This window comes from Pseudarthrobacter sp. NCCP-2145, assembly GCF_023708005.1.
GTDB lineage: Bacteria > Actinomycetota > Actinomycetes > Actinomycetales > Micrococcaceae > Arthrobacter > Arthrobacter oxydans.
In genome coordinates, this window is record NZ_BRCG01000025.1 from 65,402 (window position 1) to 76,089 (window position 10,688).

9 protein-coding genes are annotated in these 10,688 nt (G+C 67.2%); 5 read left to right on the forward strand and 4 right to left on the reverse strand.

Annotated features, from left to right (window positions below; genetic code table 11):
- Positions 1 to 46 precede the first annotated feature (46 nt).
- The 3 genes from NFU08_RS18245 to NFU08_RS18255 form a co-directional block, all read right to left on the reverse strand.
- On the reverse strand, positions 47 to 1,087 hold the full coding sequence (locus tag NFU08_RS18245) for an aminoglycoside phosphotransferase family protein (protein WP_174178802.1): 1,041 nt from the start codon (positions 1,085 to 1,087) through the stop codon (positions 47 to 49).
- A 66-nt stretch (positions 1,088 to 1,153) separates the two neighbouring features.
- Positions 1,154 to 1,855, reverse strand: coding sequence for a VIT1/CCC1 transporter family protein (locus NFU08_RS18250; protein WP_174178911.1), 702 nt, complete (start codon positions 1,853 to 1,855; stop codon positions 1,154 to 1,156).
- A 137-nt stretch (positions 1,856 to 1,992) separates the two neighbouring features.
- Positions 1,993 to 3,153: a DUF4439 domain-containing protein gene (locus tag NFU08_RS18255; protein WP_251425139.1), complete on the reverse strand. Its 1,161-nt coding sequence runs from the start codon at positions 3,151 to 3,153 to the stop codon at positions 1,993 to 1,995.
- Between the two features lie 106 nt (positions 3,154 to 3,259).
- On the opposite strand from NFU08_RS18255, the gene rimP reads away from it, so the two are divergent.
- The 5 genes from rimP to rbfA all read left to right on the forward strand — a co-directional run bounded on the left by rimP (position 3,260) and on the right by rbfA (position 9,193).
- Positions 3,260 to 3,874: a ribosome maturation factor RimP gene (rimP, locus tag NFU08_RS18260; RefSeq protein ID WP_174178800.1), complete on the forward strand. Its 615-nt coding sequence runs from the start codon at positions 3,260 to 3,262 to the stop codon at positions 3,872 to 3,874.
- Complete coding sequence (gene nusA / locus NFU08_RS18265) at positions 3,874 to 4,854, forward strand: transcription termination factor NusA (protein WP_066274794.1); 981 nt, start codon at positions 3,874 to 3,876, stop codon at positions 4,852 to 4,854. Before rimP ends, nusA begins: the two co-directional genes overlap by 1 nt.
- A 180-nt stretch (positions 4,855 to 5,034) precedes the next feature.
- The gene (locus tag NFU08_RS18270) at positions 5,035 to 5,376 is read left to right on the forward strand and encodes a YlxR family protein (protein ID WP_246256272.1); all 342 of its coding nucleotides are present in this window, start codon (positions 5,035 to 5,037) and stop codon (positions 5,374 to 5,376) included.
- Between the two features lie 152 nt (positions 5,377 to 5,528).
- On the forward strand, positions 5,529 to 8,435 hold the full coding sequence (infB, locus tag NFU08_RS18275; protein ID WP_251425142.1) for a translation initiation factor IF-2: 2,907 nt from the start codon (positions 5,529 to 5,531) through the stop codon (positions 8,433 to 8,435).
- A gap of 248 nt (positions 8,436 to 8,683) precedes the next feature.
- Complete coding sequence (gene rbfA / locus NFU08_RS18280) at positions 8,684 to 9,193, forward strand: 30S ribosome-binding factor RbfA (RefSeq protein WP_174178794.1); 510 nt, start codon at positions 8,684 to 8,686, stop codon at positions 9,191 to 9,193.
- Positions 9,194 to 9,271: 78 nt separating this feature from the next.
- Here the strand turns inward: rbfA and NFU08_RS18285 are convergent, their stop codons facing one another.
- Positions 9,272 to 10,396, reverse strand: coding sequence for a ScyD/ScyE family protein (locus tag NFU08_RS18285; protein WP_174178792.1), 1,125 nt, complete (start codon positions 10,394 to 10,396; stop codon positions 9,272 to 9,274).
- Positions 10,397 to 10,688 lie beyond the last annotated feature (292 nt).

Here is a 10,688-nt window from a genome sequence, read left to right on the forward strand (position 1 = left end):
GTGCCCACCGCCCGGTGTGCAGGAGAAAGCCGTGCCCGGTTGGGTATTACGTGCCGGGCATCTGGCCGGGCTCCGGCAGTGCATGGGCAGGCGGCAGTCCCTCCAGGGTGCGGCCGGCGAGGGTGCTGGCAACCCAGAGTGACCGCGCCAGGTCGCCGCGGTGGCCTGGCTGCCCGACGTACCCCAGCGCGTTTGCCACCTCCCTGGCAAGGGCCCACTCCCGCGCGGCGTCAGGGTCAAGCCCGGCAGCGGCGCTGAAGTCCGCGCAGCGCTGCCGCAGGCCGGATTCAGGCTGGTTCAGCGGCAGCTCCTGCAGCCGGTTCCACAACAGCGGCGCCAGGCCGAACTCCGCTTCGCCGACCATGGGCTGCGGATCGATGGCGGCGAAGGCTTCAGCCATTGGCCTCCCAGCCGTTGCCTCACCATCCGGCCTGGCCAGGATGTTGAGGAAGTGCAGGTCCGTGTGGACCAGGACGTCCCGCCCCGAGCGGCGCCCCACCGCGCCCCGCGTCTGGCACACCTCAAGCGCCGCTTCCAGCAGCCACCGTGGAAAGGGGCGGCCGAGCTGTTCCCAGTCCGCGGGGAGGTCGTCGCTCCACTGTTCGGCGCGAGCGGCAATGTGCTCGAATTCCCGCCACTGCGGCCGGTCGTCCGGAACAAGGCTCAACTGCCGCACAAGCCCGCCCCACACGGCCGCGGCGTCAGCCATGGGGACGCTAGCCAGGGAGCGCACTGCGTCCAGCCTTTCGAGGAGCATGGAACAGGTGCCGGCGTCGGCCGCCAGCAGTGCGACGGCGCCGTGCCCGCCCCATAACGCCAGCGCATGCCGCTCAACGCGCGCTTCCTCGTGCGGGAAGGCGATCTTGAGGGCTGCGGGCCGGCCGTCCTCCCGGCGTACCGGTACCACTACCGCGCCGTGGCCGTTCCACGGCAGTGAGCCAGGGGCGAGGTCCGGCACGAGCCGCCACCGCTCCAGCAGGCCCGCAGTGACGCCGGGCAGGGAAGCGAGCCACTCCCGTCCGGCGGCGGTGCGGGCGTAGCGCACGGAAAGGTCCGGCGGGACTGGTACTGCCGTTGGCTGGCTCATCAGTCCCAGCCTAGGTGCATCGGGCCCTGCCGTGTGGCCTGCACGCATCAGCGGACGGCAGGTTCCCTACACGACACCCGTGGCGCCGAGCATGGTGCCAATGCTGAAGGTGGCAGCGAGTGCCAGGGCGCCGCCCACCACCACCCGGACTGCTGCCCGGGTTTTCGACCCGCCGCCAATCCAGGCACCCAGCGTCCCTGTCAGCGCCAGTGCCACCAGGACAGCGGCGAAGGTCAGGGGAACCCGGATCCCGGGCGGGGGGAGAAGGATCGCCAGCATCGGCAGTATGGCGCCGATGACAAAAGCCACGGCCGAGGCGAAGGCTGCGTGCCACGGACTCACGATGTCCGTCTCGTCGATGTTGAGTTCGGCGGAAAGGTGCGCCGCCAGGGCGTCGTGGGCTGTGAGCTCCTCAGCGACCTTCCCGGCCGTTTCCGGGCTGAGGCCCTTGGCCTGGTAGATGGCGGTGAGTTCGGCGAGTTCCTCTTCCGGTTCCTCGGCCAGCTCCCGGCGTTCCTTCTCGATCAGGGCCCGCTGGCTGTCGCTTTGGCTGCTCACGGAGACGTACTCGCCGAGTGCCATGGACACCGCTCCGCCCACCAGCCCGGCGGCGCCGGCGGCGAGGATGGGACCCGTTTCGGAAGTAGCTCCTGCCACACCCACCACGATCGCCGCGACCGAGACAATGCCGTCGTTTGCGCCCAGGACACCCGCCCGGAGCCAGTTCAGCCGTTGGGCGATGTCTGTTCCATGCGGTTCAGTCTCCATATGGCGGCGGAGTTCGGGGCTCGCGGCGTCCGTGCCCGCAGGCTGGGACGGGTCCTGTGCATCCATGCCTTCAGCAAACCATCAGAACCCCGCCGGGGCCACCCCCTCGGCAGGCCGCCGCCATGGCCCACGGGAGTTCACGTTCCGGTGGATGCGGGAGCAGGGCTGGCCGGAAGCTCCGGAAGCCGGTCCTCGTCGAGCGGGAGGCCGGGAACCGGCCCTACACCGCCGTCCCAGTGGGCAGCGCGCCGTGCGGCGGACTGCAGGGCGGCGATCGCCCAGCTCCGCAGCCCGCCGTCGGCCTGCGCAATGACATCCCCGTAGGCGGACAGCGACGCAACTTCCAGGCGGGCCAGTCCGTCGCGGGGGTTCGCGAGGAAGCCCGGGTCCAGCACGAAGCCCGGCGGCTGCGCGGGCGGGGCGCTGCAGGCGGCACGGGTGTGCGCCGCGGCCTGGGCAGCGAGTTCCCGGTGCTGCCCCAGGAAGGCCTCCGCTGCCGGAGCATCGCCAGCGCCAAGGCGGGGGAGTGCAGCCTGGTAGGCGTAGAGGCCCTGCTGCTCGGCCGCCACAGCTGCGGACAACGCACTGCCCAGTACAGCAGACATGCCCGCGGCAGATGGTTCCTGCCCTGCGGCAGCGGGTGCCGGAAGGATTGACGGACAGGCTGACGCCGTAGAATCGCTCGCCGGCGCGCCCGCGGCCGGAGAAACTGCCGCACCGGCATGGGGAAGCGTTTCCGCGGGGACGCCCGCGGCGGCGGCAAGGTCCTCCGCCGCGAGCAGCTGGGCGGTGCCGGCACCGGCCAGCAGCCGTGCCATCCCGCCGTCGGCCGTTGCCGCATCGGTCAGGCGCTGGACACCACTGGCCGAGAGCGCGGAAGCCAGCCCTGCGAGCGTGGGCTCCGCCGTCGTTGCCGCCCCGGCGGCCGGACCGGACTGGCCGGACGGCAGCGTAGTGGCAGACGCCGGGTCATCCTCCGCGGCGGAAGGATCTGCCGGCGAAAGGAGGGCGCGGGCCTGCAGGGTCAGCAATGTCACAGTCTTGTCCGCGGCGGCCGGGCCTGCGCCGCCGCCTGCTGCCGCGCTGGCTGAAAGCCGCCCGGCCGCAGCACGCAGATCCAGCGAATCCTGCAGGGCGGCCGCCCTGGCCTGCTCGGAGAACGGGGGATCCGCGGGCGCCGGCGGATCAGCGGGAATCAGCGAGAAGCCCAGGCTGAGCACAACCAGGGCTGTGAAGGAAATAACGGCGTACCGGAAATAGCGCAGCTTTGGGCGGTTTTCCGGATCGTCTTCTTTCACAACAGACCATGGTGTCACGACGCCGGGGGATCCCCGCCCCACCGGACCGGTAAAATAGCTACGCTAGTACACACAACATCATCTATAAGGGAGGCGGCGCGGCATCGTGAGCAACGCAGAAGCCACGGCTTCATCAGACCAAACCGGAACGGGTAAGGCTGAAGCCGCCCCCGCACACAACCCGGAAGCTGACCGGCTCCGCGCACTCCTTGAACCCGCGGTCCAGGCCAACCGCCTTTACCTGGAAGACGTGGCCATCGTGGCCGGTTCCCACCGGGTAGTCCACGTCGTGGTGGACCTTCCGCAGGAGGAAACCGGCGGCGTCAGCCTTGACGTCATCGCCGACATCTCAAAAATCCTCTCCGACGTCCTGGACAACGATCCCGGAGACGACGGCCGGCCCTATGACCTTGAGGTGTCCTCTCCCGGCGTCGGGCGCCCGCTGACGGAACCGCGGCACTGGCACCGGGCCAAGGGCCGCATGGCCAGGATCAACGTTGTCCAGGGCGAGAACGTCATGGGCCGGATCACGTCGGTGGACGGTGACGGAGTCACCATCGTGCCGGAGATCGCCGTGAAAAAGGGCATGAAGCCCAAACAGGGCGACCCCATAAAACTTCCTTTCGACAGGATCCGCAACGGAAAAGTCGAGATCGAATTCAGCCACCTCAATGGGGATGGTCTGGAACCTGGACACAATGGACCTTCTGAGGAGGCCTGATGGATATTGACATGAGCGCACTGAGACTTCTGGAGCGTGAGCGTGAAATCCCGCTGGACCTCCTGATCCCCACCATTGAGCAGGCGCTCCTGGTGGCGTACCACAAGTCGCCCGGCGCCTTCGAAAAGGCCCGTGCCGAGCTGGACCGCAAGAGCGGCCATGTGACCATCTGGGCTGTGGAGATTGACGACGACGGCGCCCCCATCGGCGAGTTCGAGCACACTCCCGAAGGCTTCGGCCGGATCGCTGCCAGCACCGCACGCCAGATCATCCTGCAGCGCCTGCGCGACGTTGAGGACGACAACGTCCTGGGCGAGTTCAAAGGCCGTGAGGGCGAACTGGTCTCCGGCACCATCCAGCAGGGCAACAACCCGCACATGATCCAGGTCAACCTGGGTTCCGTGGAGGCGCTGCTGCCGCCGCCGGAGCAGGTTCCCGGGGAAAAGTACATCCACGGCAACCGGCTGCGTGCGTTGGTTATCGACGTCCACCGCGGCTCCAAGGGCCCGTCCGTCACCCTGTCCCGGTCCCACCCGGGCCTCGTCCGCAAGCTCTTCGAACTCGAAGTGCCCGAAATTGCGGACCGCTCGGTCGAGATCGTTGCCCTGGCCCGCGAAGCCGGCCACCGCACCAAGATTGCCGTCAAGGCAAACGTTCCCGGCATCAACGCCAAGGGTGCCTGCATCGGCGAAATGGGATCCCGGGTCCGCGCCGTGATGACCGAACTGAACGACGAAAAGATCGACATCGTCGACTTCAGCGAGAATCCGGCTACCTTCATCGCCAGCGCCCTTTCGCCGTCGCGCGTGAATTCGGTCACCATCACGGATGAAGCCACGCGTTCGGCGCGCGTGGTGGTCCCGGACTACCAGCTGTCCCTGGCCATCGGCAAAGAGGGCCAGAACGCCCGGCTGGCGGCCAAGCTGACCGGATGGCGGATCGACATCGTGTCCGACGCCGCGGCTGCCCGCGATAACTGAACAGATTTCGACGCCCTCCCGTCCTCGAATCGCACGCGCAGTTTCGGGCAGACAGGCCGGGAGGGGCTAGAATAGTAAAGACCGCGCCTAACGGCCGGCAGCCGTGCGCCCTGGGCGTGCCCCATTCCGTTCACACCGGAGGAAGGCCGTCCGAGGCCAGCAGATATGAACGTCAGGAAGATGACCGTGCCAGTAGCAAGCGGGAATCAGCCGGAGCGTACCTGCATCGGATGCCGGAAGAAGGGTGCGCGGAATGAGTTACTCCGGCTCGTCGCCGAAGGCAGCGGATCAAACGCTGTCCTGGTGGATGAACGACGCCGGATGGCTGGCCGGGGTGCATGGCTGCATCCCAGCGAATCGTGCCTGGCTCTGGCGTTGAAGCGGCGAGCATTCGGACGTGCCCTGCGGGGAGCGACCGGTACCGCCGCCGTCGAACGCCGGATCACGTCAGGTCCGAGCGTTGCACGCGTTCCGGCAACTGCAACACCAATCGTCCAACCTGAAAGCGGGTCAGAAAACTGATGGAAACCCGATGAGTTCCCAGCGATGAGTGCGCAACGATGACAACTTTGTTGCGCTCTGCAATGGGCCCTTCTGCAGCATTTGCGGCTTGGGCCCGCAGTAAGAAGTAGACGGTTCGTGCCTGGCTCGGTGCGGACCGAGACAGGAGAAATGTGGCCAAGGTCCGCGTACATGAGCTCGCCAAAGAGCTCGGTATTACTTCCAAAGATGCAGTGACAAAACTGCAGGAACTGGGCGAATTCGTTCGCTCTGCCTCTTCAACCATTGAGGCCCCCGTTGTGCGCAAACTGCGCAACGCCTTCCCCGACGCCGCCCCCAAGGCTGCCGCACCGGCAGCCGCCCCCAAGGCAGCCGCTCCGACGGCAGAGGCGCGTCCCTCAACACCGGCACCCGGTCCGGCAGCTCCGAAGGCTCCGGCCCCCAAGGCTGAGGCTCCCGCGCCCGCCGCTCCGGCTGCACCGGCACAGGCGGCTGCTCCGGCAGCCCCCGCTGCCAGCGCCCCCGCAGCTCCGGCTGCACCCGCTCCGTCCACCGGAGCGAAGCCCGGCGCACGCCCGGCACCCAAGGCTGAAACCCCCGCTGCACCTGCCCGTTCCGGCGGCTCGGGGCAGGGCGGCTCGGCTCCCCGTCCCGGCGGTCCCCGCCCGGGCAACAACCCCTTCGCCACGTCCCAGGGCATGCCCCGCGGCCGCGGCGGCGACGGCGAGCGTGCTCCCCGTCCCGGCAACAACCCGTTTGCCACCTCACAGGGCATGCCCCGTCCGGGTGGAAGCCGCACCGACGGCGACCGTCCCGGTGGTCCGCGTCCCGCAGCAGGTGCCGGCGGCCCCCGTCCCGGTGGTCCGCGCCCCGCAGCAGGTGCGGGCGGTCCCCGTCCCGCAGCAGGTGCCGGTGGCCCCCGCCCGGGTGCACCGCGCCCCGGTGGCGCCGGCGGGAACCGTCCTACTCCCGGCATGATGCCCAACCGCACTGAACGTCCCGCACCCGCTGGTGCAGGCCGTCCCGGTGCCGGTGGCCGTGGTCCCGGACGCCCCGGTGGCGCTCCCGGAACCGGCGGTCCCGGTGGCGGCGGCGGCGCTCCCGCCGGCGGTGGCTTCGGCAAGGGCGGCCGCGGCCGCGGCGGCACCCAGGGTGCCTTCGGCAAGGGCGGCGCCGGACGTGGCAAGCAGCGCAAGTCGAAGCGTGCAAAGCGCCAGGAACTTGAGCAGATGAGTGCCCCGTCGCTGGGTGGCGTGAGCGTACCCCGCGGCGACGGCAACACTGTGATCCGGCTGCGCCGCGGCTCGTCCATCACGGACTTCGCCGACAAGATCGAGGCAAACCCCGCCGCGCTGGTGACCGTCCTCTTCCACCTCGGTGAAATGGCCACGGCCACGCAGTCGCTGGATGAAGAGACCTTTGCCCTGCTGGGCGAGGAGCTTGGCTACAAGCTCCAGGTTGTGTCCCCGGAAGACGAGGAGCGCGAGCTGCTCTCCGGGTTCGACATCGACTTCGATGCCGAACTCGAAGCCGAAGGCGACGAAGAACTTGAGGCCCGTCCTCCGGTTGTCACCGTCATGGGCCACGTGGACCACGGTAAAACCCGCCTGCTCGATGCCATCCGCAAGTCCGACGTCATGGCCGGCGAGCACGGCGGCATCACCCAGCACATCGGTGCCTACCAGGTCACGCACAACCACGAAGGCGACGACCGCAAGATCACCTTCATCGACACCCCCGGCCACGAGGCGTTCACCGCCATGCGTGCCCGTGGTGCGAAGGTCACCGACATCGCCATCCTGGTGGTTGCAGCGGACGACGGCGTCATGCCGCAGACCGTTGAAGCCCTCAACCACGCACAGGCGGCCAACGTGCCGATCGTGGTGGCCGTGAACAAGATCGACAAGGAAGGCGCCAACCCGGACAAGGTCCGCGGCCAGCTGACCGAGTACGGCCTGGTTCCGGAAGAGTACGGTGGCGACACCATGTTCGTGGAGGTCTCTGCCCGCCAGAACCTCAACATCGACGAGCTGCTCGAGGCCGTCCTGCTCACCGCGGACGCTGCCCTGGACATGCGCGCCAACCCGAACAAGGACGCCCGCGGTATCGCGATCGAAGCCAACCTGGACAAGGGCCGCGGTGCGGTTGCCACCGTCCTGGTTCAGTCCGGTACCTTGCGCGTCGGCGACACCATCGTTGCAGGCACGGCCCACGGCCGCGTCCGCGCAATGTTCGACGACGACGGCAGCGCCCTGACCGAGGCCGGCCCGTCCCGCCCCGTGCAGGTGCTGGGTCTGTCCAACGTGCCGCGTGCAGGCGACACCTTCTTCGTGACCGCTGACGAGCGCACCGCCCGCCAGATCGCCGAGAAGCGTGAAGCAGCCGACCGCAACGCCGCCCTGGCGAAGCGCCGCAAGCGCATCAGCCTGGAAGACTTCGACCAGGCAGTGGCCGACGGCAAGATCGACACCCTCAACCTCATCCTCAAGGGTGACGTGTCCGGTGCCGTGGAAGCCCTCGAAGACGCCCTGCTCAAGATCGACGTCGGCGAAGGCGTGCAGCTGCGCGTCATCCACCGCGGTGTTGGTGCCATCACGCAGAACGACGTCAACCTGGCAACAGTGGACAGCGCCGTCATCATCGGCTTCAACGTCAAGCCTGCCGAGCGCGTTGCCGAACTGGCAGACCGCGAAGGCGTGGACATGCGCTTCTACTCCGTCATCTACTCGGCAATCGATGACATCGAGATGGCGCTCAAGGGCATGCTCAAGCCGGAATACGAAGAAGTCCAGCTGGGCACCGCCGAGGTCCGCGAAGTCTTCCGCTCCTCCAAGTTCGGAAACATCGCCGGCTCGATCGTCCGCTCGGGTGTTATCCGACGCAATTCGAAGGCACGCATCAGCCGCGACGGCAAGATCATCGGTGACAACCTCACCGTTGAGACGCTCAAGCGCTTCAAGGACGACGCCACCGAGGTCCGCACGGACTTCGAGTGTGGTATCGGCCTTGGCTCGTACAACGACATTAACGAAGGCGACATCATCGAGACCTTCGAGATGCGTGAGAAGCCGCGCGTCTAGGCTGTTCCAGCCTTAAAGGGTGCGGGGTCGTTGGGATTTTTCCGGCGGCCCCGCCCCTTCGCTGGGTGGCCAACGTCTTACGACGTCGGCCACCCAGCTTCGGCAGGCCCGATGCCACTCCCAGGCCGCCGGAAAAAATCCCAACGTGGGTCCGTCTTAGGCCCGCCTAGAGTGCGTGGCATCAATCGAACGTGGGTACGTCAGCTGCAACACGCCGTCGTACGTTCCAAATTTTTTAGGAGTTGTTCATGGCTGATCCGGCACGTGCTGCCAAGTTGGCGCAGCGGATTAAAGTTGTTGTTGCTGAGGCCCTGGGCCGGAAGGTTAAGGATCCCCGGCTGGAGGGCATTACTGTTACCGATGCCCGGGTGACCAATGATCTGCAGCATGCCACTGTCTACTACACCGTTTTTGGCGACCAGGCCGTGCAGGCCGATGCCGCCAAGGGACTGGAGAAGGCCAAGGGGGTGCTTCGGCAGGAGGTGGGCCGGAACATTACCGTCCGCCTGACTCCCAGCCTCGAATTCGTGGCCGACCAGATTCCCGTGGTTGCCTCCAACCTCGAGGAACTGCTGCGGGAGGCTAAGAAGCGTGACGCCGAGGTGGCCGCCCTTGCCGCCAAGGCACAGCACGCCGGCGACGCCGACCCCTACAAGAGCGACGCTGCAGCAGAGGTGGACATCGACGAGGACGACTTCGACGAAGAGGACCTTGACCTCAGCGACGACGGGGAACTCGACGAAGACGGCCACAAGTAAACCGTCAGCACGGCAGAAGGCCCGGACCGCCCATGCGGTCCGGGCCTTCTGCTGTACCGGTGACTGTTCCTTTCCCCGTTACAGGCCTATTTTGATGACCTTGCCTTGAGTGGGATCAGCGAAACTGAAGCCGGCTGTGGCATAGAGCGAGTTACCGCGGATTTCCACTGCAGCCGGGCCGTCGATCGCGAGGAACTGCTTCCTGTGGCTGGCCGAATCATCGATCTCAATGATTTCGTTGCCGAACATCGATGCAACGTACACGTCGCCGTCGTCAGCGATGGCCAGGCCCGTGGGGCTCAGTAGGTCCTCCGCCCACACCTTCGTGCTGCCGGTGGAAGGGTTCACGCGGAAGATGGCCCCCCGGGCTCCCAGGGAAGGATCCTCCGGTCCGCCGGGAAGGGTGGTGACATACAGCCGGCCGTCCGGGCCGAATTCCAGATCCGTCGGGACCGGTTCAAAGGCGTATTCGTGGCCCACCACGCACGCAGGAACCTCTACGGTGGTCCCCTCCATATCCACGGGGATCCTGGTCCCGGCGGGGATCACTGCTGGCTGGGGCGGCAGGACTGCCAGCGTGGAAACGTCACCCGAGTCCAGGTCCACTTCCAGGATGGCGTTTGCGCCCGCGTCCGCGATGTACGCTGTATCACCCTGTATGGCAACGCCGTAGGGATGCGAGTCGAGGCCGCCCTGGTACCGGGCGGGCGGGAAGGCGGGCCACTCTGCCAGGCATGCGTCCGTAACCTCGGGTCCAAAGCCGTAGTGCTGGGCGCCGTCCGGGTTCTTTTCCCGTTCGTAGCCGGCGAGGTCGGCCAGATCATCGATATCACCCTGTGGGTCGATGGCCTTCAGCCAGCCCTGGAGAGCGGCCGGATCACCTCCTCCGGCGCCTGCGCTCTCCACGAAGTACCGCGTTCCGTGCCGGGTTTCCACGCCTCCAACGTCCCACCCCTCTTTCCCCTGGTAGAGGGCAGTGGTGCTTCCGTCGTCGTTGACGCGGCTGAGCAGTCCGGCGAAATTCTGGGTGACCAGGACGGTCTCTTCGTCGTAAGTAACAGTGAGGCTCAGGGGCCCCACCAGCCCCTCCGCCAGAGTGCGCGGCGTCGAATGCTCGGGGTCGGAACCGGCCAGTGCGGGGCCGGCGGGAACAACCATCGCCGCAACAGCGATACATGCGACGATCGGAAACTTTGTCTTCATTGGATACTCCGGTTTGGCGCCCTTGACGGGCCGGATAGGGAGCCTCCTTGCGGGAGGCAGGAACTGCGGAAACCCCCCGGCGCCAGAGTATTCCTGCAAGGTCGGAATGTCGCCGGGATTTCCCCCTATCCGCCCCCTAATGTCATCCCCTAACGGCAGCCCCAATGACTAGCGGTCCAGCGCTGCTGTCGCGCCGTGGTGGGAGAAGGTTGTGCGTGCCTCGGGGGTTTCGTCTGTGGCGGTGGGCGCATGCCGGGGCGGATCATGGAGGTGTCTGTCACGGTTGACGCCG

Bases quoted from the DNA above. Each gene is read 5' to 3' on its own strand.
- NFU08_RS18270 (WP_246256272.1), top strand. From the start codon at position 5,035: ATGACCGTGCCAGTAGCAAGCGGGAATCAGCCGGAGCGTACCTGCATC.
- rbfA (WP_174178794.1), top strand. From the start codon at position 8,684: ATGGCTGATCCGGCACGTGCTGCCAAGTTGGCGCAGCGGATTAAAGTT.
- nusA (WP_066274794.1), top strand. From the start codon at position 3,874: ATGGATATTGACATGAGCGCACTGAGACTTCTGGAGCGTGAGCGTGAA.
- NFU08_RS18245 (WP_174178802.1), bottom strand. From the start codon at position 1,087: ATGAGCCAGCCAACGGCAGTACCAGTCCCGCCGGACCTTTCCGTGCGC.
- NFU08_RS18285 (WP_174178792.1), bottom strand. From the start codon at position 10,396: ATGAAGACAAAGTTTCCGATCGTCGCATGTATCGCTGTTGCGGCGATG.
- NFU08_RS18250 (WP_174178911.1), bottom strand. From the start codon at position 1,855: ATGGAGACTGAACCGCATGGAACAGACATCGCCCAACGGCTGAACTGG.